This window comes from Hafnia alvei (assembly GCF_964063325.1).
Classification (GTDB): domain Bacteria; phylum Pseudomonadota; class Gammaproteobacteria; order Enterobacterales; family Enterobacteriaceae; genus Hafnia; species Hafnia alvei_B.
Genome location: NZ_OZ061315.1, coordinates 760,746 through 787,004 on the forward strand (window position 1 = coordinate 760,746; position 26,259 = coordinate 787,004).

22 protein-coding genes and 1 other RNA gene are annotated in these 26,259 nt (G+C 49.3%); 17 read left to right on the forward strand and 6 right to left on the reverse strand.

Translation table 11 applies throughout. The features are described from left to right. The first annotated feature begins 496 nt into the window (after positions 1-496). From speB to fdnI, 5 genes are all read left to right on the forward strand, one after another. On the forward strand, positions 497-1,417 hold the full coding sequence (gene speB, locus AB3Y96_RS03685) for an agmatinase (protein WP_046459071.1): 921 nt from the start codon (positions 497-499) through the stop codon (positions 1,415-1,417). A gap of 457 nt (positions 1,418-1,874) precedes the next feature. Next, a complete protein-coding gene (locus AB3Y96_RS03690) occupies positions 1,875-2,294 on the forward strand; it encodes a hypothetical protein (RefSeq protein ID WP_367298521.1) in 420 nt (139 codons plus the stop codon). Positions 2,295-2,593: 299 nt separating this feature from the next. After that, the gene (fdnG, locus tag AB3Y96_RS03695; RefSeq protein WP_367298522.1) at positions 2,594-5,641 is read left to right on the forward strand and encodes a formate dehydrogenase-N subunit alpha; all 3,048 of its coding nucleotides are present in this window, start codon (positions 2,594-2,596) and stop codon (positions 5,639-5,641) included. A gap of 12 nt (positions 5,642-5,653) precedes the next feature. Then, entirely contained in the window at positions 5,654-6,556 is a 903-nt protein-coding gene (gene fdxH / locus AB3Y96_RS03700) for a formate dehydrogenase subunit beta (protein ID WP_072309064.1), read from the forward strand. Beyond that, complete coding sequence (gene fdnI / locus AB3Y96_RS03705) at positions 6,549-7,199, forward strand: formate dehydrogenase-N subunit gamma (protein ID WP_072309063.1); 651 nt, start codon at positions 6,549-6,551, stop codon at positions 7,197-7,199. Before fdxH ends, fdnI begins: the two co-directional genes overlap by 8 nt. Positions 7,200-7,270: 71 nt before the next feature. Here the strand turns inward: fdnI and AB3Y96_RS03710 are convergent, their stop codons facing one another. Further along, positions 7,271-8,026 (reverse strand): M48 family metallopeptidase, encoded by a 756-nt coding sequence (locus tag AB3Y96_RS03710; protein ID WP_254663931.1) that lies wholly within the window; start codon positions 8,024-8,026, stop codon positions 7,271-7,273. Positions 8,027-8,202: 176 nt separating this feature from the next. Beyond that, entirely contained in the window at positions 8,203-8,958 is a 756-nt protein-coding gene (locus AB3Y96_RS03715) for a M48 family metallopeptidase (RefSeq protein ID WP_072309061.1), read from the reverse strand. A gap of 251 nt (positions 8,959-9,209) precedes the next feature. On the opposite strand from AB3Y96_RS03715, the gene tkt reads away from it, so the two are divergent. From tkt to AB3Y96_RS03750, 7 genes are all read left to right on the forward strand, one after another. After that, positions 9,210-11,204, forward strand: a complete 1,995-nt coding sequence (gene tkt / locus AB3Y96_RS03720; RefSeq protein ID WP_072309060.1) for a transketolase — start codon at positions 9,210-9,212, stop codon at positions 11,202-11,204. Positions 11,205-11,527: 323 nt separating this feature from the next. Then, positions 11,528-12,571 (forward strand): erythrose-4-phosphate dehydrogenase, encoded by a 1,044-nt coding sequence (gene epd, locus AB3Y96_RS03725; protein WP_072309059.1) that lies wholly within the window; start codon positions 11,528-11,530, stop codon positions 12,569-12,571. Positions 12,572-12,611: 40 nt separating this feature from the next. Then, positions 12,612-13,775 (forward strand): phosphoglycerate kinase, encoded by a 1,164-nt coding sequence (pgk, locus tag AB3Y96_RS03730; RefSeq protein ID WP_072309058.1) that lies wholly within the window; start codon positions 12,612-12,614, stop codon positions 13,773-13,775. Between the two features lie 136 nt (positions 13,776-13,911). After that, the gene (gene fbaA / locus AB3Y96_RS03735) at positions 13,912-14,991 is read left to right on the forward strand and encodes a class II fructose-bisphosphate aldolase (RefSeq protein WP_072309057.1); all 1,080 of its coding nucleotides are present in this window, start codon (positions 13,912-13,914) and stop codon (positions 14,989-14,991) included. Between the two features lie 264 nt (positions 14,992-15,255). Then, a complete protein-coding gene (mscS, locus tag AB3Y96_RS03740) occupies positions 15,256-16,122 on the forward strand; it encodes a small-conductance mechanosensitive channel MscS (RefSeq protein WP_367298523.1) in 867 nt (288 codons plus the stop codon). A 202-nt stretch (positions 16,123-16,324) separates the two neighbouring features. Continuing rightward, positions 16,325-16,942: an arginine exporter ArgO gene (gene argO, locus AB3Y96_RS03745; protein ID WP_072309055.1), complete on the forward strand. Its 618-nt coding sequence runs from the start codon at positions 16,325-16,327 to the stop codon at positions 16,940-16,942. 145 nt (positions 16,943-17,087) lie between these two features. Further along, the gene (locus tag AB3Y96_RS03750) at positions 17,088-17,807 is read left to right on the forward strand and encodes an oxidative stress defense protein (protein ID WP_367298524.1); all 720 of its coding nucleotides are present in this window, start codon (positions 17,088-17,090) and stop codon (positions 17,805-17,807) included. A 75-nt stretch (positions 17,808-17,882) separates the two neighbouring features. Here AB3Y96_RS03750 and AB3Y96_RS03755 read toward each other — a convergent pair whose 3' ends face one another. Next, positions 17,883-18,776, reverse strand: a complete 894-nt coding sequence (locus AB3Y96_RS03755) for a LysR family transcriptional regulator ArgP (protein ID WP_043490926.1) — start codon at positions 18,774-18,776, stop codon at positions 17,883-17,885. Positions 18,777-18,983: 207 nt separating this feature from the next. Here AB3Y96_RS03755 and rpiA point away from each other — a divergent pair, with 207 nt between their 5' ends. Together rpiA and serA are read left to right on the forward strand one after the other, a co-directional pair. Further along, positions 18,984-19,643 (forward strand): ribose-5-phosphate isomerase RpiA, encoded by a 660-nt coding sequence (gene rpiA / locus AB3Y96_RS03760; RefSeq protein ID WP_025799156.1) that lies wholly within the window; start codon positions 18,984-18,986, stop codon positions 19,641-19,643. A 379-nt stretch (positions 19,644-20,022) separates the two neighbouring features. Continuing rightward, complete coding sequence (serA, locus tag AB3Y96_RS03765) at positions 20,023-21,261, forward strand: phosphoglycerate dehydrogenase (RefSeq protein WP_367298525.1); 1,239 nt, start codon at positions 20,023-20,025, stop codon at positions 21,259-21,261. A gap of 78 nt (positions 21,262-21,339) precedes the next feature. Here the strand turns inward: serA and AB3Y96_RS03770 are convergent, their stop codons facing one another. From AB3Y96_RS03770 to zapA, 3 genes are all read right to left on the reverse strand, one after another. Beyond that, the gene (locus AB3Y96_RS03770; RefSeq protein ID WP_367298526.1) at positions 21,340-21,972 is read right to left on the reverse strand and encodes a 5-formyltetrahydrofolate cyclo-ligase; all 633 of its coding nucleotides are present in this window, start codon (positions 21,970-21,972) and stop codon (positions 21,340-21,342) included. Between the two features lie 31 nt (positions 21,973-22,003). Beyond that, positions 22,004-22,186: non-coding RNA, 6S RNA (ssrS, locus tag AB3Y96_RS03775), on the reverse strand. A gap of 104 nt (positions 22,187-22,290) precedes the next feature. Then, the gene (zapA, locus tag AB3Y96_RS03780) at positions 22,291-22,620 is read right to left on the reverse strand and encodes a cell division protein ZapA (RefSeq protein WP_004846886.1); all 330 of its coding nucleotides are present in this window, start codon (positions 22,618-22,620) and stop codon (positions 22,291-22,293) included. Positions 22,621-22,953: 333 nt separating this feature from the next. Between zapA and AB3Y96_RS03785 the strand changes: the two genes are divergently transcribed. The 3 genes from AB3Y96_RS03785 (at position 22,954) to ubiH (ending at position 26,238) form a co-directional block, all read left to right on the forward strand. Then, on the forward strand, positions 22,954-23,532 hold the full coding sequence (locus AB3Y96_RS03785) for a YecA family protein (protein WP_072309052.1): 579 nt from the start codon (positions 22,954-22,956) through the stop codon (positions 23,530-23,532). Between the two features lie 189 nt (positions 23,533-23,721). Next, the gene (gene pepP / locus AB3Y96_RS03790; protein WP_367298527.1) at positions 23,722-25,044 is read left to right on the forward strand and encodes a Xaa-Pro aminopeptidase; all 1,323 of its coding nucleotides are present in this window, start codon (positions 23,722-23,724) and stop codon (positions 25,042-25,044) included. Between the two features lie 15 nt (positions 25,045-25,059). Continuing rightward, positions 25,060-26,238, forward strand: coding sequence for a 2-octaprenyl-6-methoxyphenyl hydroxylase (gene ubiH / locus AB3Y96_RS03795; protein ID WP_367298528.1), 1,179 nt, complete (start codon positions 25,060-25,062; stop codon positions 26,236-26,238). Positions 26,239-26,259 lie beyond the last annotated feature (21 nt).

Consider the following 26,259-nt stretch of genomic DNA (forward strand, 5'->3'; position numbering starts at 1 on the left):
GGTGATATTAGTGTTATTTGACATGATATCTAATTCCTGATTTTATTTGGGTTGAAATGCAATATCAATGTTAGATACATATTTCTCATAAAAAAATAGAATTAAATTTATTCAAATAACCTTAAATAATAAAAGTGAGCTCATAGCTATTTAAAATTAAATAAACTAGGCGTGTAAACATAAATACATTTATTAATAAGTGTTCTTCTATGAATTAGTAATATTTTTAATTTTTATAAATATCTTATTTAGTAGCTGAGTTCTTTGCTGTTATCTCTTTGAGAAAAAAGACCTTTTATACAATTGTTTTTCAGGGTAGATAAAGACTCACGTCGGGCTTGAAGAGTTGAAAGTTTGCGGCGATAATTGCCAACAGCAGCTTTAAAAGCGAACAATAAATCCCTTTCTCGTCGGGCTAACGACGCGGAAGGGATTTTTTTTCATCGGTACTTTGACTTCGGCCAGCAACAACTGCGGCCTTTTACGAGGATTGATTATGAGCACCCTAGGCAATAAACCCGATAACTCACTGGTTTCTAACGCCTTTGGCTTCCTGCGTTTTCCGCTGAACTTCCAGCCATACGACAGCGATGCCGATTGGGTTATCACCGGTGTACCTTTCGATATGGCGACTTCAGGTCGTGCTGGTGGGCGTCATGGCCCTGCGGCAATTCGTCAGGTCTCTACTAATCTGGCGTGGGAAGGCAACCGCTGGCCGTGGAACTTCGATCTGCGCGATCGCTTAAACGTGGTTGACTGTGGCGACGTCGTATTTAACTTCGGTGATGCGCAGGACATGAGCGACTCTCTGCAGGCGCATACAGAGAAACTGCTGGAGTCTGGTAAGCGCTGTTTGACTTTCGGCGGTGACCACTTTGTAACCCTGCCTTTGCTGCGTGCGCATGCTAAGCATTTTGGCAAGATGGCGCTGGTGCATTTCGATGCGCATACTGACACCTATGCTAACGGCAGCAAATTCGATCACGGTACGATGTTTTTCCATGCACCTAACGAAGGTCTGATCGATCCAAACCACTCGGTGCAGATCGGTATTCGTACTGAATTCGATCGCGATAATGGTTTTACCGTGTTGGATGCCGCACAGGTAAACGATCGTGGCGTGGATGATGTGTTAGCGCAGATCAAACAGATCGTAGGCGATATGCCGGTATATCTGACCTTTGATATCGACTGTTTGGATCCTGCTTTTGCACCAGGTACCGGTACTCCTGTTATTGGTGGGCTGACTTCTGATCGTGCGCTCAAATTGGTACGTGGCCTTAAAGATCTTAATATCGTCGGTATGGACGTGGTGGAAGTCGCTCCGGCTTACGACCAATCTGAAATTACAGCTTTGGCCGCTGCAACGCTGGCGCTGGAAATGCTCTACATTCAGGCAGATAAAAAAGGCGAATAGTTTTCGCGTTTATACTGATATCAAGGTGGCCTTCGGGCCGCCTTTTTTCGTTATGGATGGTTATTTTTTTCGCCTCATCGTTGTAGATACCCATGCGATAAGAACAGAATAAGATGCTCGGTATAAAGGTAGGGTACAACGTTGGCGGTGTGGGATAAAAAAAGTGTAAACAAGATTTTTCAATATTGAATAGAATGTTTTAAATATGAGGTTAGTCTCTCGGAATTAAATATAATTACTCTATTAGGATGGAGTTGAAATAATTATGTTTAATCATTCTAATGATTTATATAAATATCAATTCTATTTTTTTTTGGGAATAATTTATGACAAAAGTTCCTGCTGCACCACCGAATGCACAAGACCTTAAACGCCGCTAAGGGGACGCAGTGTTGGGAGGAGTATCCTTTTGGTGATGATCCTAGCGATCAAGAGATGATTGAAGCGGGTATCCGCTATGCGAGAGAAAATGGTTATTAAAATTATGCTATTTATTGGAGGGTTCATTTGTGGGGCTGTAGCCCTATTATATTTATTTTCTGATTCTGACCAATTGAATAATAGCCATCTGGTTAAATCATATCAGGCCTGTGATGGTGTTTACGTGAGTGTGCTACTTGATGATACCGGCGGTGCGACAGTTCCTTTTTTCTATCAATATTACTTGATGGAGCATCGCGTCATTTCGTTGAAAGACAAAAAACAGTTTCCTGCACCCGTATTAATTAGCGATGTTGGAAGTGCAAACATTACCTGTGATGGTAATAGAATAAAGATAAATGTTACTGGTCGAGTGTTTGAGTTCACCAACCGTGTTTTAGTCAAAAGTCTGCAGGGTAACGCCCGCCATATTGATTTAGTTGCGATCAGCCAGTAATCAATTGCTATGCCAACAGCTCATGGGTCTATTGATACTGTAAAGCGGCGCCAGTCGCTGTCTTTTTAACAGTAAATCACTTTTTTAATCTAATTTTTTGAATGACTACTTAGTTGCAGATAAATCCTACAAATCCTTACTCTGTGTGCCATAGGAGTTAACGAAACGTTACCCTTTCTACTTATTAAGGGGTAAATATTGAGTGAATAGTTCTATTTTTTGATTTGACTCAATATGAGCAGGGTTGTAACTGTTAGTTTGCCGCTGACAAAAACATCATTGAAGCAATGAGGATGGCAATGGACGTCAGTCGCAGACAGTTTTTTAGAATCTGCGCCGGCGGGATGGCTGGTACAACAGCGGCAGTTTTAGGATTCACTCCTACTATGGCGCTGGCGGAGTCACGTAACTATAAGTTGCTGCGTGCAAAAGAAACCCGTAACTCCTGTACCTATTGTTCTGTTGGCTGTGGGTTATTGATGTATAGCCTTGGCGATGGTGCCAAGAACGCGAAATCAACGATTTTTCACATTGAAGGGGACCCGGATCATCCGGTAAACCGTGGCGCACTTTGCCCGAAAGGTGCTGGCCTGCTGGATTACATCCACAGTGAAAATCGTCTACGTTACCCTGAATACCGTGCGCCAGGCTCTGATAAATGGCAGCGCATTAGCTGGGACGATGCTTTTGAGCGCATCGCCAAGCTGATGAAAAACGACCGTGATAAGAATTTTGAAACGACAAACGCCGAAGGCGTCACGGTTAACCGCTGGCTTTCAACCGGCATGTTGTGCGCCTCTGCGGCCAGCAATGAAACCGGTATGCTAACGCAAAAATTCGCCCGTTCACTGGGCATGTTGGCGGTTGATAACCAAGCGCGCGTCTGACACGGACCAACGGTAGCAAGTCTTGCTCCAACATTTGGTCGCGGTGCGATGACCAACCACTGGGTTGATATCAAAAACGCCAACGTTGTTATGGTGATGGGTGGCAACGCCGCTGAAGCGCATCCGGTCGGATTCCGCTGGGCGATGGAAGCCAAAAACAACAATGACGCCACGCTGATTGTGGTCGATCCGCGCTTTACCCGCACTGCTTCTGTGGCGGATATTTATGCGCCGATCCGCTCTGGCACCGACATTACTTTCCTGTCGGGCGTTTTGTTGTACCTGATTTCTAACAACAAAATTAACGCTGAATACGTTAAAAACTACACCAATGCCAGCCTGCTGGTGCGGGATGATTTCTCGTTTGAAGACGGCTTGTTCAGCGGCTATGACGAATCTAAACGTCAGTACGACAAAACCACGTGGAACTATCAGTTCGACGAAAATGGCTACGCCAAGCGCGACGACACTTTGCAGCATCCGCGCTGCGTGTGGAACCTGCTGAAAGCGCACGTTAGCCGTTATACGCCGGACGTGGTGGAAAACATCTGCGGCACGCCAAAAGCGGATTTCCTGAAAATCTGCGAAGTGCTGGCTTCTACGAGCGCGGCTGACCGCACCACCACGTTCCTGTATGCATTGGGTTGGACTCAGCACACCGTGGGTGCGCAGAACATCCGCACCATGGCGATGATCCAGTTGCTGTTAGGCAACATGGGGATGGCCGGCGGTGGTGTTAACGCCTTACGTGGTCACTCTAATATTCAAGGTCTTACCGATCTTGGTTTGCTGTCTACCAGCCTGCCGGGCTATTTGACGCTGCCATCGGAAAAGCACACCAATCTCGAAACCTATCTTGCAGCCAATACGCCAAAAGCGACGCTGCCGGGTCAGGTTAACTATTGGGGTAACTACCCGAAATTCTTCGTCAGCTTGATGAAGGCTTTCTATGGTGACGATGCGCAGAAAGAAAATAACTGGGGCTTTGATTGGCTGCCGAAGTGGGATCAGTCCTACGACGTGATGAAGTACTTCCAGATGATGGATCAGGGCAAAGTCACCGGCTATATCTGCCAAGGCTTTAACCCAGTGGCGTCGTTCCCAGATAAGAATAAGGTCGTTGAGTCGCTTTCTAAGCTGAAATATCTGGTGATTATCGATCCGTTGGTGACAGAAACCTCAAACTTCTGGCAAAACCACGGTGAGATGAACGAGGTTGATACGGCATCGATCCAGACTGAAGTCTTCCGTCTGCCTTCAACCTGCTTCGCCGAAGAAGATGGTTCGATTGCGAACTCAGGTCGTTGGCTGCAATGGCACTGGAAAGGCGCAGACGCCCCAGGTGAAGCGCGTAACGACGGCGAAATTCTTGCGGGTCTGTACCATCGCCTGCGCACCATGTATCAGAATGAAGGTGGTAAAGGCGTTGAGCCGTTGCTGAAAATGGGCTGGGGCTATGAGCAGCCAGATCATCCTGAATCTGAAGAAGTGGCGAAAGAAAACAACGGTTATGCGTTGGCCGATTTGTACGATGCTAACGGCACGTTGTTAGCCAAGAAAGGTCAGTTGCTGGATACCTTTGCTCATCTGCGTGATGACGGCACCACGGCAAGCGCCTGCTGGATTTATGCCGGTAGCTGGACCAGCAAGGGCAACCAGATGGCGAATCGTGATAACAGCGATCCGTCAGGCTTAGGCAACACGCTGGGCTGGGCTTGGGCATGGCCGTTGAACCGCCGCATTATTTATAACCGTGCGTCGGCAGATCCAATGGGTAAACCGTGGGATCCTAAGCGCATGCTGATCGAGTGGAATGGTAGCAAATGGGTCGGAAACGATATTCCAGACTACAACACCGCCGCACCGGGCAGCGGCGTCGGACCGTTTATCATGCAGCCGGAAGGCCTGGGTCGCCTGTTTGCCATCGACAAGATGGCGGAAGGGCCATTCCCTGAGCATTACGAGCCGTTTGAAACACCGCTGGGCACTAATCCACTGCATCCAAACGTTATCTCTAACCCTGCGGCTCGCTTGTATGAAGCGGATGCCAAACGTATGGGCAGCAAAGCTGAGTTCCCTTATGTCGGTACCACGTATCGTCTGACCGAGCATTTCCACACGTGGACGAAGCATGCGCGCCTTAACGCCATCGTTCAGCCTGAACAGTTCGTAGAAATTAGCGAAGGTTTGGCCAAAGCGAAAGGCATTGAGCACGGTGATACGGTGAAAGTCAGCAGCAAACGCGGCTTTATCAAAGCGAAAGCGGTGGTGACTCGCCGTCTGCGTACCTTGCAGGTCAATGGTCAGGAAGTGGATACCGTTGGTATTCCAATTCACTGGGGCTTTGAAGGCGTGGCGCGCAAAGGCTTTATCGCCAACACCCTGACTCCGTTCGTAGGCGACGCTAACTCGCAAACGCCAGAGTACAAGGCGTTTTTAGTTAACGTGGAAAAGGTGTAAGGAGCCGAACTTATGTCCATGCAATCACAAGACATTATCAAGCGTTCGGCGACTAATGCCTTAACGCCGCCGCCGCAGGCTCGCGACTACAAAGAAGAAGTGGCTAAGCTTATCGACGTGTCTACCTGCATTGGCTGCAAAGCCTGTCAGGTAGCCTGTTCTGAATGGAACGATATTCGTGACGAGGTAGGGCACTGCGTCGGGGTTTACGATAACCCTGCCGATTTGAGCGCTAAATCTTGGACGCTGATGCGTTTCTCGGAAGTTGAGCAAAACGGCAAGCTGGAGTGGCTCATCCGTAAGGATGGCTGCATGCATTGTACCGATCCGGGCTGCCTGAAGGCATGCCCGTCGGCTGGCGCAATCATTCAGTATGCAAACGGCATTGTAGATTTCCAGTCTGAGCACTGTATCGGCTGTGGCTACTGCATTGCGGGCTGTCCGTTCAACATTCCTCGCTTAAATCCAGACGACAACCGCGTGTACAAATGCACGCTGTGCGTTGACCGCGTGAGCGTGGGACAAGAACCCGCCTGTGTGAAAACGTGTCCGACCGGTGCGATTCATTTCGGCAGCAAGAAAGAGATGCTGGAAGTGGCGAGCGAGCGCGTTGAGAAGCTGAAAAAACGTGGCTTTGAGCACGCGGGTATTTATAACCCTGAAGGTGTTGGTGGCACTCACGTGATGTATGTTCTGCATCATGCGGATAAGCCAGAGTTGTACCACAACCTGCCGAAAGATCCGAAGATCGATATGGCGGTTGGTTTGTGGAAAGGGGTGCTGAAGCCGCTGTCAGTCGCTGGATTTATCGCAACCTTTGCCGGTTTGATTTATCACTATATTGGTGTGGGTCCGAACAAAGAGGTGAGCGACGAAGAAGAGAGTGATGACGAGAAGGGGAACCATCATGAGTAAAAGTAAAATGATCGTTCGTACCAAATTCATCGACCGTGCCTGTCATTGGACGGTGGTAATTTGTTTCTTCTTGGTCTCGCTGTCTGGCATCGCGCTGTTCTTCCCAACGTTGCAGTGGCTGACACAAACGTTTGGTACACCGCAGATGGGGCGCATCATGCACCCATTCTTTGGCGTGCTGATTTTTGTGGCGCTGATGTTTATGTTCTTCCGTTTTGTGAAGCACAACATTCCTGAACGTGAAGACGTGCCGTGGGTGGTGAACATCGTTGAAGTGCTCAAAGGCAATGAGCACGAAGTTGCTGACGTGGGTAAATATAACGCCGGTCAGAAAATGATGTTCTGGAGCATCATGAGTCTGATTTTCGTGTTGCTGATCACCGGCATCATTATCTGGCGTCCGTATTTTGCCCAGCACTTCCCGATCGAAATGGTACGTTATTCGCTGCTGATCCATGCGGCTGCGGCAATCGTGCTGATCCACGCGATCCTGATCCATATGTATATGGCTTTCTGGGTTAAGGGATCGATCAAAGGTATGGTGGAAGGTAAAGTCAGCCGTCGCTGGGCGCGTAAGCATCATCCACGCTGGTATCGTGAAATCGAAGCCAAAGAAGCGAAAGGCGAGAAAGCCGACGACTAGCTCGTTTTGTTTTCTTCGTTAAATAAAAACCGCAGCTAAAGCAAAGCTGCGGTTTTTTTATGCGGCAGATTTTATTTGTCTGCAGCGATACGATCGCGGATGTGCTGTGCGCGTTCGGTTGATGGTGGGTGTGAATCAAACATGCTGCCTTTACGGCCACCGTCGAGCTCGGCCAGTTTCTCAAAGCTGGTTGCCAGCCCCAGCGTGTTCAGCTTGTGCTTTCTCAGGAAATCATATGAGAAGTCATCGGCTTCAGATTCTTGATGCTGTGAGAATTGCGAGTTGATCAGCGCTTCGCCCAGATCGGCTAACTGCGTTTGTGACAGTTCGGCGGCTACGCCGCTGGTGGAGGCCACTGCCGTTCTTGCCGCGATGGTGCCATAAGCGACCTTCATGGCTTTCAGGCTGTGACCAAGTGCAACGTGCCCCATTTCATGGCCTAACACGCCTTCAATTTCGTCGTCGGTCATCATGTCCATCAAGCTGCTGTATACGCGAATACAGCCGTTTGCCATCGCGAAGGCATTGATGTCATCGGTCATGTACACCTTGTAATTAACCGGCATGCCGTTGATGTTGTTACCCATCGCCTTCGCAATTTTGTTTAAGCGCTTGGTGTATTTGCTTTTGCTGCTGGCGATTTGGCTTTGGTTATCCAACTCTTTACAGGATTGATTCGCGAGGGATCTTGCATCTGCATCGCTGAGCGTTGCGGCCTGAATCGCTTGTACGCCAGACTGCGCGGCCATTTGGGTATTAATGTGCTCACAGCCGGTTAATGTGGCTGATGCGATTGCTATCGCGATAAGCGTTTTAATGTTCATTATCTTTATCTTCCGTTGACAAATGATAGGTTAATTGTATGATTTTTATGCAATAAAATCGGCTGAGACTATCATAGGTACATTCTGGAAGTAGTTAATTTACGATTAAAAGAGAAGCAATTTTGCGGCCGGGAGATAAGTGGAAAATGGCTCCGAAATGATATCGGAGCCTAGGAATATTATTGCTCTGCGGCGATGCGATCGCGAATGTGTTGCGCACGGGCCAGAGAGGATGGGTGATCGTCAAACATGCTGCTTTGACGCCCAGCTTCCTGTGAGGCCAGTTTGTCGAAGCTGGTGGCTAGCCCAACCGGGTTGATTCCGCGTTTTTTAAGCAGATCGAAAGAGTAGTCATCGGCTTCGCTTTCTTGTTTTTGTGAGAACTGTGAATTCACCAGTTTTTCTCCCAGATCGGCAAGCTGTGATTGGGATAGCTGTGCGCCAACGCCGCCGCTGGCGGCAATGGCGGTACGCGCAGCCGTGGTGGCATAAGCCACCTGCATCGCTTTACGTGAATGGCCTAATGCCACGTGGCCCATTTCATGCCCAAGCACGCCTTCGACTTCGTTGTCATTCATCATGTCCATAAGTCCGCTGTAAACACGTACGCAGCCGTTGGCCATGGCCCACGCGTTGACGTCTTTCGTCACGTAGACTTTATAGTTGACTGGGGTACCATTGATGTCGCTGCCCAGTGCTTTAGAAATGGTCGCTAGGCGTTTGGCATAGGTGCTGTCCGCAGGAGCGATTTGGTTCTTGCTGTCCATTTCCGCACAAGACTGTTCACTTAAAGCTTTGACTTGTGCATCAGAAAGCGTTGCTGCCTGAAAGGCCTGTGCGCCAGACTGCATCAGGCCTTCAGCATTCATGTTTTGGCAGCCGCTGAGGAAGGTAGAGGCTGTTAGAGCGATAAGAGGAAGTGTTATTTTGTTCATGTTATTTTCCTTGGGTGCAGTCTTTCCAGAGATTGAATGACGATCTGTGATAGTGTATCCAGCACCAAATGGGCTGTCATTGAGTATGTATTCTGTCTATACAGACCCCGTATGAAAGCGGATTAATCTGGTATTAAGAGAAATATAATGAGACTTCATCGACTCATTTAGCCTTAGGGATTGCTGTTTTCATACGTAGTCTGAGAAAATACCCCGAACCCTGTTTCTTTAAATCCGACTTGGAGTAGAACATGTCCTCTCGTAAAGAGCTTGCCAATGCGATCCGTGCACTCAGTATGGACGCTGTGCAGAAAGCCAATTCTGGTCACCCAGGTGCCCCTATGGGTATGGCTGATATCGCGGAAGTCCTGTGGCGCGATTACATGAATCACAACCCGACCAATCCAAATTGGGCCGATCGTGACCGCTTTGTGCTTTCTAACGGCCATGGCTCTATGTTGATTTATAGCCTGTTGCACCTCACTGGCTATGACCTGCCAATCACCGAGCTGGAAAACTTCCGTCAGTTACATTCTAAAACTCCAGGTCACCCTGAATACGGTTATACCCCAGGCGTAGAAACCACCACTGGCCCACTGGGTCAGGGCATCGCGAATGCGGTGGGTATGGCGATTGCTGAACGTACTTTGGCCGCGCAGTTCAACCGCCCAGGTCACGATATCGTCAATCACCACACCTATGCATTCTTGGGCGATGGCTGCATGATGGAAGGCATCTCTCATGAAGTTTGCTCTTTAGCGGGTACCTTGAAGCTGGGCAAACTGACCGCGTTCTATGATGACAACGGTATTTCTATCGATGGTCACGTTGAAGGCTGGTTCACCGATAATACCGCTGAGCGTTTTGAAGCTTACGGCTGGCACGTTATCCGTGGCGTAGATGGCCACAACAGCGACGCGATCAAAGCGGCTATCGAAGACGCACGTAAAGTGACCGACAAGCCATCTCTGCTGATGTGCAAAACTACCATCGGTTTCGGTTCACCGAACAAAGCAGGTTCCCACGAAGCTCACGGTGCGCCACTGGGTGCCGCTGAAATTGAAGCAACTCGTAAAGCGCTGGGCTGGAACTACGCTCCGTTTGAAATCCCTCAGGAAATCTATTCTCAGTGGGATGCTAAAGAAGCGGGCAAAGCCAAAGAAAGCGCCTGGGATAAGAAATTTGCTGCCTATCAGGCTGCATTCCCTGAACTGGCCGCTGAGTTCAAACGTCGCGTAAGCGGTGAGCTGCCAGCTAACTGGGCTGAAGAATCCAAGAAATTCATCGATCACCTGCAAGCCAACCCAGCGAAAATCGCAAGCCGCAAAGCGTCTCAAAACGCGCTGGAAGCTTTCGGTAAAGTGCTGCCTGAATTCCTAGGTGGTTCTGCTGACTTGGCACCAAGTAACCTGACCATGTGGTCTGGTTCTAAGCCGCTGAACGAAGATCTGGCCGGTAACTACATCCATTACGGTGTACGTGAATTCGGTATGTCAGCCATCATGAACGGTATTGCTCTGCACGGCGGTTTCCTGCCATACGGCGCGACCTTCCTGATGTTTATGGAGTATGCGCGCAACGCCGTTCGCATGGCTGCGCTGATGAAAATCCGTAATATCTTCGTTTATACCCATGACTCTATCGGTCTGGGTGAAGATGGCCCAACTCACCAGCCGGTTGAGCAGATGGCTAGCCTGCGTGTGACACCAAACATGAACACGTGGCGTCCATGTGACCAAGTTGAATCTGCGGTTGCATGGCAGTTCGCTATTCAGCGTAACGATGGCCCATCAGCGCTGATCTTCTCGCGTCAGAATCTGGCTCAGATGGATCGTACGGCAGAGCAGGTGGCTAACATCTCTCGCGGCGGTTACATCCTGAAAGATTGCGCTGGTCAGCCAGAGCTTATCTTCATTGCGACCGGTTCTGAGGTTGAGCTGGCTGTGAACGCTGCAGATCAGCTGACTGCAGAAGGTCGTAAAGTTCGCGTAGTTTCCATGCCTGCAACTGAAGTCTTCGATAAGCAAGATGCTGCCTATCGTGAGTCCGTACTGCCAGCGGCAGTTAGCGCTCGCGTTGCTGTTGAAGCCGGTATCGCTGACTTCTGGTACAAGTATGTTGGCCTGAACGGTGCCGTGGTCGGTATGACTACCTTCGGCGAATCTGCGCCAGCTGAGCTGCTGTTCAAAGAGTTTGGCTTCACCGTAGACAACGTAGTGGCTAAAGCGAAAGCGTTGCTGAAATAATTCGGTAGCTATCGCTGATAAAAACGGGATTGCCGCAGGGCAGTCCCGTTTTTTTATGCTTAGCGGCGCGCTTTAATACCCATAATTTGTGAACTATAGCACATTTTAAGCGAAAGAAAGCGAGGCATAACGCCCATTTTATTGCGGTTATTTCTTTTATTGAGGCTTTGGTTTATTCTTGGCTGAAGCGTTTCAGTTGATTGATGAAGCATCAATTATCAGGATTATGTGACAGCGGGATTTCCATCGTTTTCGATGCTGGATTACTCTATGCTCTCGCCTTAAAACTTTCGTTTTAAACTGCGTTTGGCGCAGGGAGTGATATGACTATTCGCATCGCAATAAACGGTTTTGGCCGTATCGGACGCAGCGTATTACGCGCGTTATACGAATCCGGCCGTAGAGTAGAAATGTCCGTGGTAGCGATAAATGAATTGGCAAATGCTGAAGGCATGGCTCATTTGTTGAAATACGACACCAGTCACGGGCGCTTTGCTTGGGATGTCCGCCAGGAGCGGGATACGATGTGGGTGGGCGATGACACAATTCGTCTGCTGCATGAGAAGCAGATTGCAGATTTACCGTGGCGTGAGCTGGGTGTGGATATCGTACTCGACTGTAGCGGTGTTTATGGCAGTCGAGCCGATGGCGAAGCCCATATTATGGCGGGAGCCAAAAAAGTTTTGTTCTCCCATCCAGGCAGCCACGATCTCGATGCGACCGTAGTCTACGGTGTGAACCAGCAGGAATTGCAGCCAGAACACCACATTGTGTCTAACGCATCCTGCACGACTAACTGCATTATCCCAGTCATTAAATTGCTCGATGATGCGTTTGGGATTGAATCCGGCACGGTGACAACGATTCACTCATCAATGAACGATCAGCCGGTGATAGATGCGTATCATTCCGACCTGCGTCGGACACGCGCGGCCAGCCAGTCGATAATTCCCGTCGACACGAAATTGGCCGCTGGTATCACCCGCATTTTTCCTAAGTTCTGCGATCGCTTTGAAGCGATTTCAGTGCGAGTGCCGACGATTAACGTTACGGCAATCGATTTGAGCGTTAGCGTGCAGGCCGCAGTAAAGGTGAGTGATGTCAACCACCTACTGCAAAAGGCAGCAAGCACCTCATTTCGTGGTATAGTTGACTATACAGAATTACCACTGGTTTCGACCGATTTTAATCACGACCCGCACAGTGCCATTGTTGATGGCACGCAGACGCGCGTCAGCGGTCAACACTTGATAAAAACGTTGGTCTGGTGTGACAACGAATGGGGTTTTGCCAATCGTATGTTAGATACTACGCTGGCGATGTTCCAAGCGGTTTCCAGTACGGCACAGCCGCCTGTGCAGCTGTGACGGTCAAGCAACTTTAAGAGAATCAACGAGAGGGTTCACCATGTCTGTAATTAAGATGACCGATTTGGATTTGGCTGGTAAACGTGTCCTGATCCGTTCAGATCTGAACGTTCCAGTTAAAGAAGGCAAAGTGACTTCTGATGCGCGTATTCGTGCGTCGCTGCCAACTATCGAAGCTGCTCTGAAGCAGGGCGCTCGTGTAATGGTTACTTCCCATCTGGGTCGTCCTACCGAAGGCGAATACAACGAAGAGTACTCTCTGCTGCCGGTTGTTAACTATCTGAAAGACCACCTGAAGTCTCCAGTTCGTCTGGCTAAAGACTATCTGGACGGTGTTGACGTTGCAGAAGGTGAATTGGTTGTTCTGGAAAACGTTCGCTTCAACAAAGGCGAAAAGAAAGACGACGAAACCCTGTCAAAAAAATACGCCGCGCTGTGTGACGTTTACGTCATGGACGCATTCGGTACTGCACACCGTGCACAGGCTTCAACCCACGGCGTAGGTAAATTTGCACCTATCGCATGTGCGGGTCCTCTGCTGTCTGCAGAGCTGGAAGCACTGGGCAAAGCGCTGGGTAACCCAGCACGCCCAATGGTTGCTATCGTTGGTGGTTCAAAAGTTTCTACCAAACTGACCGTTCTGGACTCTCTGTCTAAAATCGCGGATCAGCTGATTGTTGGTGGCGGTATCGCGAACACCTTCGTTGCTGCTCAAGGCCACAACGTAGGCAAATCACTGTACGAAGCCGATCTGGTTGATGAAGCGAAAAAACTGCTGACTACCTGTGATATCCCAGTACCTACCGACGTACGTGTTGCTACCGAGTTCTCTGAAACTGCGGCTGCAACGCTGAAATCAGTAAATGACATTAAAGATGACGAACAGATTCTGGATCTGGGTGATGCTTCAGCACACCAGCTGGCTGAGATTCTGAAGAATGCGAAAACCATTCTGTGGAACGGCCCAGTCGGCGTGTTCGAGTTCCCTAACTTCCGTAAAGGTACCGAGATCGTTGCTCAAGCAATCGCTGATAGCGAAGCATTCTCTATCGCGGGCGGCGGTGATACTCTGGCAGCTATCGATCTGTTCGGTATCGCAGACAAAATTTCCTACATCTCTACTGGCGGCGGCGCATTCTTAGAATTCGTTGAAGGCAAAAAATTGCCAGCGGTAGTGATGCTGGAAGAACGTGCTAAGCAGTAATGAACCGTAACGGGAGGCCGAGCCTCCCGTTGTTCTATCTATTTGGATACACGATGCTCCATTGTGATAAGCGTGTAGCAAGTAGCTGAAAACGATTTATTTTTTACTTACGGCCCACGAAACAGGACGACGTAACATGTCTAAAATTTTTGATTTTGTTAAACCGGGTGTCATCACTGGTGATGATGTTCAGAAAGTTTTCCAGATCGCTAAAGAAAACAATTTCGCATTGCCTGCAGTTAACTGTGTTGGTACAGACTCAATCAATGCGGTAATGGAAGCTGCTTCTAAAGTACGTGCTCCGGTTATCGTTCAGTTCTCAAACGGCGGTGCTGCATTTATCGCTGGTAAAGGCGTGAAAACCGACGTTCCTCAGGGTGCTGCAATCCTGGGTGCAATCTCTGGTGCGCATCACGTACACCAGATGGCTGAACACTACGGTGTTCCAGTGATCCTGCATACTGACCATTGCGCTAAGAAACTGCTGCCATGGTTAGACGGCCTGTTGGACGCTGGCGAAAAACATTTCGCTGCTACTGGCAAACCACTGTTCTCTTCTCACATGATCGACCTGTCTGAAGAGTCTCTGGAAGAAAACATCGAGATCTGCTCCAAATATCTGACCCGTATGTCTAAATTAGGCATGACGCTGGAAATCGAACTGGGCTGCACCGGTGGCGAAGAAGATGGCGTTGATAACAGCCATATGGATAGCTCTGCGCTGTACACTCAGCCAGAAGACGTTGATTACGCGTACACTAAACTGAACGCAATCAGCCCACGTTTCACTATCGCTGCCTCTTTCGGTAACGTACACGGCGTATACAAGCCAGGTAACGTACAGCTGACGCCAAAAATCCTGCATAACTCTCAGGAATACGTTTCTAAGAAACACAACCTGCCACACAACAGCCTGAACTTCGTATTCCACGGTGGTTCTGGTTCTACTGCTGCAGAAATCAAAGAAGCGGTCAGCTACGGCGTAGTTAAAATGAATATCGATACCGATACCCAGTGGGCAACGTGGGAAGGTATTCTGAACTACTACAAGAAAAACGAAGGCTATCTGCAGGGCCAGCTGGGTAACCCAGAAGGCGCAGACAAACCTAACAAGAAATACTACGATCCACGCGTTTGGTTGCGTGCCGCTCAGACTAGCATGATTGCTCGTCTGGAACTGGCATTTGACGAACTGAACTGCAAAGACGTTCTGTAATGCTTGTTGCATCACGCTAATTTGCTTAGCGTGATAGACGAAATTAAAACACCCTAGCGTTCTCGTTAGGGTGTTTTTTTTGTATTTTTATTATGGCTAAAATATTCGTAATGGTTGGTTCGACTAATCCCAATTATTGTTATTTAAGCTTTGATTAGTTGGCGTATAGCGCATTGTCCGTTAACCTTACACAAACATGCCGTACAAAACGGCATAAATTGAGCATGTTGCGCTACTTTTGATTTGTTAAAGGAAGGATGGTTTATGAAAGACCTGAACGTTGCCGATGGAATTAATAGTGCTGGAAACTGGTTAGTGAAAAATCAGGACTTACTAATTCAGTATGCAGTGAATATTGTTGCTGCGATTGTTATCTTCATTGTCGGTTCGATTATTGCCAAAATTGTTTCTGGTGCAATTACCCGTCTAATGAAGGCGCGCGGCGTTGATCTCACAGTCGCTCATTTCCTTTCAGCATTAGTTCGCTACGGCATTATGGCGTTCACCATTATCGCGGCATTAGGTCGTATTGGTGTGCAAACAGCCTCCGTTATTGCGGTGATTGGTGCCGCAGGCTTAGCCGTTGGTCTGGCATTGCAAGGTTCACTCTCTAACTTTGCTGCAGGCGTATTGTTAGTTCTATTCCGTCCGTTCCGCACGGGAGAGTTTGTTGATCTTGGCGGTGTTTCCGGTACGGTGAAAGATGTTCAGATTTTCTCTACAACCATGCTAACTTCGGATAATAAAACTATCGTGGTACCCAACGGGAAAATCATTGCTGGCAATATTATTAACTATTCCCGTGAGCCAAATCGCCGCGTAGATATTACCGTTGGTGTGGCCTACGATGCGGATATCGATCTGGTCAAAAAAGTATTAGGCGATATTGTTGCTGCTGATAAACGTATTATGCAAGACCAAGGTGTGACCATTCGACTGAATGAAATGGCGGCTTCATCGCTGAATTTTGTGGTGAGAGTCTGGACGACGAATGCTAATTACTGGCCGGTCTATTTTGATCTGATGGAAAACTTCAAACGTGGTCTGGATGCCAATAATATTGGAATTCCATTCCCGCAAATGGATGTTCATCTGTATCAAACCGCTGTGCGCAAGGCTGAACAGGAATAATCCTTAGCGAGTGCCCCTTCCATAACCGTCCTTTAGCAAAGGAAGCGTTGGGAGGGGGACCGCGTTATATTTCCCCTCTATTAGCCGCTCTAATCCCCGATAAGAATCATCCATTTCCTCTTCTTAACATCTCGGCGTAATATCGCTGCCATTCCGGCCCATCTTCTCTTTGGGGCGCAGCTATATTTTCGAGGAACTACCCATGCTTTCTGTTTTTTTACAGGGCTTTGCCCTGAGCGCAGCCATGATTTTGCCACTGGGCCCACAAAACACATTTGTTTTAAGCCAGGGGATCCGTCGGCAGTATCATCTGATGATTGCTTGTCTATGCGCGCTCAGCGATATCGTTTTAATCTGCGGCGGTATTTTTGGTGGTAGCGCGCTATTGAGTCAGTCACCCTTGTTGTTGATGCTAGTGACTTGGGGCGGAGTGGCATTTTTGCTGTGGTATGGCTGGGGCGCTTTTCGTGCGGCAATGGCGAAAGAGGGGATTCAAACGGGGGCTGACGTGGCGCAGCAAAGCCGCTGGCGGATTGTTGTGACCATGCTGGCCGTGACATGGCTTAACCCGCATGTCTATTTAGATACGTTCGTCGTCTTAGGCAGCCTAGGTGGACAGCTCTCAGTGGACGCCCGCAGTTGGTTTGCTTTTGGTGCCGTCAGCGCTTCTGCGATTTGGTTCTTTTCATTGGCATTGCTCGCTGCGTGGTTAGCACCGTGGTTAAGTACGCCCAAAGCTCAACGGGTGATTAATCTTCTGGTTGCCTGTGTGATGTGGGTTATTGCCCTGCAGTTGGCAAGAAATGGGCTACATTTGTAAGGTGTAGTTGGCGGTTGATGGATAAAATTCTGGATTGTTCCTAATGCGTTAGCGCTTTTTTTAGTTCAGGATGTTGTCCATCTTTCAGCGCCATATACCGGCAGTTGAAACCACTAAACATCGAGTATGTCTACAAGGAGACACCATGAAGCTAAAAGCCTTAGCGATGGTTGCAGCGATGGGATTAAGCGCGTTACCCGCGCTGTCTCAGGCGGCTGAAATGCCAGAAGGACCACATCTAGTGACCTCTGGAACATCAAGCGTAGACGCAACTCCTGATATTGCGACGCTGACTTTCCAAGTTACCGCTTCTGCAAAAGATGCGGCGAGCGCCAAGACGCAGGTTGATCAGCGTGTAGCTAAATATTTTGATTTTCTGAATACCAACGGTATTGAGAAAAAAGACATCAGTGCGGCTAACTTAAGCACTCAGCCAGAGTACGATTACCTGAAAGACGGCAAAAGCGAGCTGAAAGGCTATCGTGCGGATCGCCGCGTGCAAGTCACTCTGCGCCAGTTGGATAAACTGAATGGTTTGTTGGATGGTGCATTGAAAGCGAATCTCAACGAAATTCGCTCCGTTGAGTTAGGCGTTGCTAAGCCAGAAGCTTATCGCGAACAGGCACGTCAGGAAGCGATCAAAAATGCAGTGAGTCAGGCCCAGTCTCTGGCAAAAGGTTTTGGCGTAGTGCTTGGACCGGTGTACAGCATTCGTTATCACGTATCTAACTACCAGCCAGCCCCAGTAAGCCGTATGTATATGGCGGCTGATGCAATGCAAAAGACCTCTGCTGCGCAGACCTATGAACAGCAAACTATCCAGTTTGACGATCAGGTTGATGTGGTCTTCAGCCTGAATAAATAACGGCTGCTGATAGCGCAAAAAAGCACACCTCGTGGTGTGCTTTTTTTATGGTTTTTTATAGCAACCACGGGTCGCTTAATCTTGGCGCAGTACGTTGTGCCCGTGAGAAAGCAGCGCGTCGGTGACTCGGCGCATCATGCGGCTTTCTGGTGCAAAGCGGTGCCAGTAAAGCATACGGCGCTGAACCATACCGGGAGTTAAGTTTATCAGCGAGCCTTCTTTCAGCTCTTTTTCGATCTGAAGATGCGGGATCATACAGCAGGTGGTTCCCTGCAATGCTAGCTGTACAAAGGCTTCAGAGGAGTTGACGATGTGACACGGTACGCTGCCCGGCGGCAGATCAAAGTTCTGCTGCAGGAACGCCTGATGCATGTCGTCTAAGTGGTCAAAGGCGACGGCTGGAGCTTTCAGCAGGGAAGAACGGTTCACGCCATTTGGGAAGTAACGTGCAGCAAAAGTCGGTGACGCCACAAACAGGTAATCAAGCGCACCAAGGCGGTCGACTAAACAGCTAGGTAGTGGCTGTGGCTGGATACTCACCGCGCCGACCACTTCACCACGACGGAGCCGTTCCTGAGTTCGCGTTTCGTCTTCAACCTGAAGGTTCAAGCGCAGCGGTGAATCCGCCAGCACCGGTTTTAAGGCAGGCAGCAGCCAAGTTGCCAAACTATCGGCGTTGACGGCGAGAGAGAGCAGTAGCGGGCCATCGGTGCTGCTATCGTTGCCTAGCCACTCCTCTTCAAGTAGCTCAACCTGATGCAACAAAGCCAGCAAACGCTGTCCCTGTTCCGTTGGGCGAGGAGGGACGGTACGAACCAGCAGGGGCTGACCGAACAGGTTTTCTAACTGCTTGATTCGCTGTGAAACCGCTGACTGAGTTATACAGAGTTTTTGTGCCGCACGCTCAAAGCCACGTTCGCGTATTACCGCATCCAGTGCTTGCAAAGTCCGGTAGTCCGGGCGTTTCATGTTGTTCTTCGTCCCCTGCTCTTATGATTTTTATATCTTAATAACTGCAATATGCCACATTTTTTCCCCTTCAAGAGGAGAAAATGCACTCTTATCATGGAAAAGGTGATCGCTTAGGGCGAAAAAGCCGCCTTCTGACACGCCATTTACAGGCAGTTACTCTATAATACGCACACGTTTTCGTAGCATAGTCCATAGGATTCGGTAATGACTCAAGATGAACTGAAAAAAGCAGTGGGTTGGGAAGCGCTCAAGTATGTAAAACCAGGCACCATCGTGGGTGTGGGCACGGGCTCAACCGCCGCGCATTTTATTGATGCACTGGGTACCATGAAAGGGCAGATCGAGGGCGCGGTATCAAGCTCTGATGCTTCCACTGAGAAACTGAAAAGTTTGGGTATTACCGTTTTCGATCTTAACGAAGTCGATTCGTTAGATATTTATGTTGATGGTGCGGATGAAATCAACGGCCATATGCAGATGATCAAAGGCGGCGGTGCTGCACTGACTCGCGAGAAGATCGTGGCGGCCGTGGCGAAGAAATTTATTTGTATCGTCGACTCTTCTAAGCAGGTAGATATTCTGGGTAACTTCCCGCTGCCTGTAGAAGTGATTCCGATGGCGCGTTCTTACGTTGCGCGTGAGCTGGTGAAGTTAGGTGGTCAGCCAGAATATCGCCAAGGCGTTCTGACCGATAACGGCAACGTGATTTTAGACGTGCATAATCTGAAAATTATGGATGCGATTGCGTTAGAAAAACAGATTAACGGTATTGCCGGTGTGGTCACCGTTGGCCTGTTCGCGAATCGTGGCGCGGATGTAGCGCTGGTTGGCTCGGCTGACGGCGTGAAAACCATTACGGCTTAAATTATCAGCCATGATGAATCAGCAGCTCCGAAACTTCGGGGCTGTTTTTTTATGCGTACTGCCTTCGGTTTTTTATCTTATTCTTCCCTCTTCGTTAACTTCGTTTTAAACATAGAATTCCATTTATTTATCACACCCCCTAAATTCGGTGACATATGTCACATATTTGCGCTTGACGATACTTTCACGCTGTCACGATTAAAAGCAGTAGCATTTTTCGCCAACTTTTAACGTTTTCAACCCGTTGCTCACCCCCATGTAGGCAATCGGTTGGCTTGCTGGATGCGTAATATTTGTTATGTTGGCTGCATGCCGCAGGAGTTTTGTTTTCCGTTGCGGCCACACTAAGGTTCGAATTAACAGGGGTTAGGGTCGGGTCATGGCAAAAGTATCTTTGGAGAAAGACAGGATTAAGTTCCTTTTAGTTGAAGGGGTTCATCAAAGCACCGTCGACAATCTACGTGCAGCGGGTTACACCAACATCGAATATCATAAAGGTGCGCTGGACTCGGAATCGATGAAGTCATCCATTCGTGATGCACATTTCGTTGGCATTCGTTCCCGAACCCACCTGACCGAAGATATCTTCGCTGCGGCTGAAAAATTGATTGCCGTAGGCTGTTTCTGCATTGGTACCAATCAGGTTGATCTTACCGCTGCGGCAAAACGTGGCATTCCGGTATTTAATGCGCCGTTCTCTAATACACGCTCGGTAGCCGAAATGGTGCTGGGCGAGCTGTTGCTGCTGTTACGCGGCATTCCAACGGCCAATGCCTGTGCACATCGCGGTGAGTGGAATAAACAGGCTGTGGGCTGTTTCGAAGCGCGCGGTAAAAAACTGGGTATTATTGGTTACGGTCATATCGGAACTCAGCTGGGTATTTTGGCTGAAGGGATTGGTATGAACGTCTTCTTCTACGATATCGAGAACAAACTGCCGCTGGGGAATGCGCAGCAGGTACGCCATCTCTCTGATTTGCTCAACATGAGCGATGTCGTGACATTGCATGTGCCCGAAACGCGTTCCACCAAAGATATGATTGGTACTGAAGAGTTGGCGCTCATGAAGCCCGGCGCCATTCTGATCAACGCATCGCGCGGCACCGTGGTGGATATCCCAGCCTTGTGCAACGCGTTATCTTCTAAGCATTTATCTGGCGCGGCCATCGACGTGTTTCCAACGGAGCCAGCCACCAACAGCGATCCGTTTAATTCGCCGCTGTGTGAGTTTGATAACGTCTTGCTGACGCCGCATATCGGCGGTTCCACGCAGGAAGCACAGGAAAATATCGGTGCTGAGGTAGCGGGTAAACTCACAAAATATTCTGATAATGGTTCTTCATTGTCGGCGGTGAATTTCCCTGAGGTTTCCTTGCCGATGCATGAAGAAAATGTCAGCCGTCTGCTGCATATTCATGAAAACCGCCCAGGCGTACTGACGCAGATTAACCAGATTTTTGCGGAAGAGGGCGTAAACATTGCCGCGCAGTATCTGCAAACCAATGCTCAAATCGGCTATGTCGTTATTGATATCGAAACCGAGACTGAACGCGCGGAAGCGGCGTTGCTGCGCATGAAAGAAATTACGGGGACGATTCGTGCCCGTTTGCTGTACTAATCTCTAAGCGAGAGCTTATTAGCATTAATAAAAATGGCAGGCTAATGGCTGCCGTTTTTATTGGAGAGTTTTGTCATCTTACCAGCGGTAGTGAGTGCTGGGCGTGATGATTTCTGGCAGTGGAACGTCCCACTCTTGTACCGGTAACGCATCGACTCTCTGGCAGTCATGCGCCAATCCTATAGGGTACGGCCCGCATTGTTGCGCGTAGGCACTTTCCCAATCCTGCAAAGTACGGTCATAAAATCCGCCGCCCATGCCTAATCTTTGCCCTGTGGCGTCAAATGCAACCAGCGGGGTGAAAATGATATCCAGCCGAGACACAGGCAATACCTTCTGTACGTTAAGGCGTGGTTCTTCAATGCCAAAATGATTCAGAACCATTTCGCTTTCAGGGGCGTAGTGTAAAAACAGTAGGTTACCGCGGCTGAAGGGATGCAGGACCGGAAGATAAACCGATTTTCCCGCCTGCCAAAGACGTTCAATCAGCGGTCTGGTATCCAGCTCACCGTCGAAAGAGAGAAATAGGGAAACGGTGTGTGCATTTTGAACGCGCGGTAGTTGCATCACGCGCATAGCAATATCTTGTGCAGCCTGACGTTGGAAATCAGCACTAAGGTTTTTACGCAATTGGCGAACTGAACGGCGGATATCCGAACGAGATAGACAGGAATTTAAAGTAGAATTGCTGAGAGAGACGTTATTAGACATGACACACCCGTTTAAGGATGTTTGGTGTAAGGGAATCTCCGAGGTGCCGCAGCAGGCTGTAACCCTTGAACCCATGGTTCAAGGTGAACGCAACGACGCAATCTTAAGGCTTCTCGGAGACCGAGCGTGCTCACCGATTACGGATCCGCCGCATTCTTGAGGTATTAAATATCGGCTCAGGGGACTGGCCCGCACACGAACACCTCAGAGAAATTTTGTATCCTTTACTGTTAATTAGCTTATCACATTTTTCTTAAAATGATACGACTTTCTTTAAAAATCGTTAGCTAATCAACATGTTACAACTATAAGTCACACTTATTCGAACTGCGCACCCTGACGATCAGTGATGCGACCTTGTTCCAGCAGAGCTTGTTCGATGGTCTGCTGCAACATGCGAATTCTTTGTTCCATATTGGAAGCATAATCGCGAGTTTTCAAGCGTTCTTGCGCCAGTTCGTGACATACGTTTAATGCCGCGATGAAAACTAGTTGCTCCGTATTGGTGACTCTAGTGCGAACTTTGAGATCTTGCAACCGCTGATTAAGATCCTCTGCAGCCTGATTCAACGCTTCTTGTTGTTCTGGCGGGCAATTAACTCTTAACGAACGACCAAAAATTTGAATATCTACCGGTTGTGCAGACATACCACCTTCCTGCCTAGATTTTGCGCCAGTTTCAAAACCGCGAGGGTCACTAAATCGGGCGCCAACTATATATACCTCGCTATGCAGATACAAGCCTTTTGACTCATGCCCTTCATACTTGAAGATTTATCTGTGTTGGCTGCTCTTGCTTGCCGACTTGATGTAACTCCAACTATTTTGGACATATACCCTTGGTAGCGAAAGCCGCAAATGTGAATGCAACTTCAATGACTTTGGGTATGACAAGCCTTATAGCGTGCCCTTTTCTGGTATAGCGACTGATCTTGATGGTAGCATAACACGAACTTTATCTGCCAACGATGACCAAAACGTATGCCAATTGAGATTACTGTACCCGAATATTCTGTTTTTACTCAGGCTTTGCAGCAGCAAGGCGTTGGATTAACTCCCGCTGAAATGCATGGCTTGATCAGCGGGATACTGTGTGGCGGCAATCATAACGATAATTGGCGCACGATGATCCACGATCTAACCAACGACGGCGAAGCGTTTTCTCAAACGCTCGCACAGCCACTTCAGGTGACTTATCAGCATACCCGTGATGCGTTAGAAGACGATGGTTTTGGCTTCCAACTGCTTTTGCCAGATAGCGACGACGTAACCGTGTTTGATCGTGTCGATGCGCTTTCCGGCTGGGTAAACCATTTCTTGCTGGGGCTAGGAATGATGCAAAAAAATCTTGGCCAGATTAAAGGCGAAGTCGGCGAAGCTATCGACGATCTGCGTAGCATTGCTCAGTTAGGCTACGAAGAAGACGAAGATCAGGAAGAGCTGGAACAATCTCTGGAAGAAGTCGCGGAATATGTGCGTATGGCAGCGATGCTGTGTCACAGCGAGTTCTCACAGAAAAAGCCAAATGCGGCTGAAATGCAAAAACCCACTCTGCACTAAATTAACATCACGCCAAGCGCAACGATGAAATCAGGCGGAACTCCTACCGCCTGATTGATCTTGCTTATCCCATTACGCAATCCGCATGATAGTCTATATCCTTCATACTTGAAGCTGCATCCGTGTTGGCTGCTCATTTCGTAGAGCGCCACGCCATGTGCTCGCAATTGCCGATTTCAGGAGAAGGTCATGACCCAGCAAGAATTTCAACGTCGCCGTCAGGCTGTTTTGGCACAGATGGCACCCGGTAGTGCCGCGCTTTTTTTTGCTGCGCCAGAATGTACCCGCAGCGCTGACAGTGAATACCCTTATCGCCAGAACAGCGACTTCTGGTATCTGACCGGCTTTAACGAACCTGAAGCCTTGCTGATCCTGATTAAAAGCGACGAAACCCACAATCACAGCGTGCTGTTTAATCGCGTGCGTGATTTAACCGCCGAGATTTGGTTTGGGCGTCGTTTAGGGCAAGAGGCTGCGCCGGCAAAACTCGGCGTCGATCGCGCACTGCCTTATGGTGATATTGAAGAGCAACTTCACCTGTTGTTGAATGGGCTAGATGTGGTTTATCACGCTCAGGGCCAATATGATTTTGCAGACCAGATTACGTTTGCCGCGCTAGAAAAACTGCGTCGCGGCATGCGCCAGAATTTCCGCGCGCCGGCAACGCTGATCGATTGGCGTCCTTGGGTGCATGAAATGCGTCTGTTTAAATCGCAGGAAGAAATTGCAGCGATGCGCCGCGCAGGTGAAATCACCGCGCTGGGCCATACTCGAGCAATGGAGAAATGCCGTCCCGGTATGTTTGAGTACCAGCTCGAAGGTGAAATCCTGCATGAATTCACCCGTCATGGGGCGCGTTACCCTTCCTACAACACCATCGTGGGCGGCGGCGAAAACGGCTGCATCCTGCATTACACCGAAAACGAAAGCGAGCTCAAAGACGGCGAGTTGGTGTTAATTGATGCGGGCTGTGAATATAAAGGCTATGCCGGTGATATCACACGCACCTTCCCCGTCAATGGCAAATTTACCCAACCTCAGCGTGAGATCTACGATCTGGTGCTGGCCTCAATGGATAAAGCGTTTGAAATCTTTGGCCCAGGCCACAGTATTCGTGAAGCTAACGACGCCGCAGTACGCGTGATGGTTGAAGGGTTAGTCAAATTAGGCGTGATGAAGGGCGACGTAGATCAGCTGATTGCCGATCAGGCGCATCGTCAGTTCTTCATGCATGGTTTGAGCCACTGGTTAGGCTTGGATGTACATGACGTCGGTGATTACGGTTCTTCTGCTCGTGAGCGCGTGTTAGAACCGGGCATGGTGCTTACCTGCGAACCGGGGTTATATATCGCGCCAGATGCTGATGTTCCGGCGGAGTATCGCGGAATTGGCATCCGTATCGAAGACGATATTCTCATCACCGAGAAGGGCTTTGAGGTGCTGACCAAAGATGTGGTTAAGCATGCTGACGATATTGAAGCGCTGATGGCACAGGCAAAAGCCGCTAGCTGAGGAACGATACACGGCATGAAAATGATCATTGTAGGCGGAGGCATGGCGGGCGCAACGCTGGCGTTGGCGGTTTCCGCGTTGAGCGCAGGACGCGTTCAGGTTGAGGTCGTTGAAGCGGTTTTGCCAGACAGCCGAAAACATCCGGGATTTGATGCGCGCGCCATTGCGTTAGCCTACGGCACCTGCCAGCAATTAGCGCGTATCGGTGTGTGGCCAGCGCTGAAAGCGTGTGGAACACCGATTGAGCGTGTTCACGTCAGCGATCAGGGTCATGCCGGTTTTGTGGGGCTTGAAGCATCTGACTATCAGATCCCGTATTTAGGTCAGGTTATTGAGCTGCATCAGGCCGGTTCGCGACTGTTCAAACTGTTAGAAAAAGCGCCCGGCGTCACTCTACACTGTCCGGCAAAAGTGGTCGACGTCGAGCGCCAACAGCACAGCGCTACTATCACGCTGGATAATGGTACCCGTCTTTCTGGTGAGTTACTGGTGGCAGCAGATGGCTCATCATCGGCGTTAGCACAGCACTGTAACGTTGACTGGCGCAGCGAGGATTATGGTCAGATAGCAGTTATTGCCAACGTCACGACCTCTCTACCGCATCAGGGCAAAGCGTTTGAGCGCTTCACCCGAAACGGCCCGTTGGCGATGTTGCCGATGAGTGAAGGCCGATGTTCGCTGGTGTGGTGCCATGCGGCTGAAGATCAGGCTAAGGTCGACAGCTGGAGCGATGCTGAATTTTTACACCAGCTGCAACAGGCTTTCGGCTGGCGTTTAGGTACCATGGTGAAAACGGGGAAACGCCATAGCTATCCGCTGCGCTTAACGTCTGCCCAGCAACATATTAGCCATCGCCTTGCGCTGGTGGGAAACGCGGCACAAACGCTACACCCCATCGCGGGGCAGGGATTTAATCTTGGCCTGCGTGACGTCATGTCTTTGGCGGAAACTATTGCTCAAGCAGAACAGCAGGGCAATGATATCGGCAGCTATCAAGTATTAAGCCAATATCAACAGCGCCGAGAACCCGATCAACAGGCCACAATCGGTGTTACCGACGGTCTGATTCATCTATTTGCCAATCGTCTGGCTCTGTTGGTTGTTGGGCGTAATCTCGGCCTAATGGCGATGGAGTTGGTTCCTCCGCTGCGCGAAACGCTGGCGCGGCGCACCCTTGGCTGGGTAGAACGCTAAGTTTATTCCTGTCGTGCTCAG

What these genes read in the sequence shown, in the direction of transcription:
- speB (WP_046459071.1), top strand. Translation starts at nt 497, where the DNA reads ATGAGCACCCTAGGCAATAAACCCGATAACTCACTGGTTTCTAACGCC.
- AB3Y96_RS03690 (WP_367298521.1), top strand. Translation starts at nt 1,875, where the DNA reads ATGCGAGAGAAAATGGTTATTAAAATTATGCTATTTATTGGAGGGTTC.
- fdxH (WP_072309064.1), top strand. Translation starts at nt 5,654, where the DNA reads ATGTCCATGCAATCACAAGACATTATCAAGCGTTCGGCGACTAATGCC.
- fdnI (WP_072309063.1), top strand. Translation starts at nt 6,549, where the DNA reads ATGAGTAAAAGTAAAATGATCGTTCGTACCAAATTCATCGACCGTGCC.
- AB3Y96_RS03715 (WP_072309061.1), bottom strand. Translation starts at nt 8,958, where the DNA reads ATGAACAAAATAACACTTCCTCTTATCGCTCTAACAGCCTCTACCTTC.
- tkt (WP_072309060.1), top strand. Translation starts at nt 9,210, where the DNA reads ATGTCCTCTCGTAAAGAGCTTGCCAATGCGATCCGTGCACTCAGTATG.
- epd (WP_072309059.1), top strand. Translation starts at nt 11,528, where the DNA reads ATGACTATTCGCATCGCAATAAACGGTTTTGGCCGTATCGGACGCAGC.
- pgk (WP_072309058.1), top strand. Translation starts at nt 12,612, where the DNA reads ATGTCTGTAATTAAGATGACCGATTTGGATTTGGCTGGTAAACGTGTC.
- fbaA (WP_072309057.1), top strand. Translation starts at nt 13,912, where the DNA reads ATGTCTAAAATTTTTGATTTTGTTAAACCGGGTGTCATCACTGGTGAT.
- mscS (WP_367298523.1), top strand. Translation starts at nt 15,256, where the DNA reads ATGAAAGACCTGAACGTTGCCGATGGAATTAATAGTGCTGGAAACTGG.
- argO (WP_072309055.1), top strand. Translation starts at nt 16,325, where the DNA reads ATGCTTTCTGTTTTTTTACAGGGCTTTGCCCTGAGCGCAGCCATGATT.
- AB3Y96_RS03750 (WP_367298524.1), top strand. Translation starts at nt 17,088, where the DNA reads ATGAAGCTAAAAGCCTTAGCGATGGTTGCAGCGATGGGATTAAGCGCG.
- AB3Y96_RS03755 (WP_043490926.1), bottom strand. Translation starts at nt 18,776, where the DNA reads ATGAAACGCCCGGACTACCGGACTTTGCAAGCACTGGATGCGGTAATA.
- rpiA (WP_025799156.1), top strand. Translation starts at nt 18,984, where the DNA reads ATGACTCAAGATGAACTGAAAAAAGCAGTGGGTTGGGAAGCGCTCAAG.
- serA (WP_367298525.1), top strand. Translation starts at nt 20,023, where the DNA reads ATGGCAAAAGTATCTTTGGAGAAAGACAGGATTAAGTTCCTTTTAGTT.
- AB3Y96_RS03770 (WP_367298526.1), bottom strand. Translation starts at nt 21,972, where the DNA reads ATGTCTAATAACGTCTCTCTCAGCAATTCTACTTTAAATTCCTGTCTA.
- zapA (WP_004846886.1), bottom strand. Translation starts at nt 22,620, where the DNA reads ATGTCTGCACAACCGGTAGATATTCAAATTTTTGGTCGTTCGTTAAGA.
- AB3Y96_RS03785 (WP_072309052.1), top strand. Translation starts at nt 22,954, where the DNA reads ATGCCAATTGAGATTACTGTACCCGAATATTCTGTTTTTACTCAGGCT.
- pepP (WP_367298527.1), top strand. Translation starts at nt 23,722, where the DNA reads ATGACCCAGCAAGAATTTCAACGTCGCCGTCAGGCTGTTTTGGCACAG.
- ubiH (WP_367298528.1), top strand. Translation starts at nt 25,060, where the DNA reads ATGAAAATGATCATTGTAGGCGGAGGCATGGCGGGCGCAACGCTGGCG.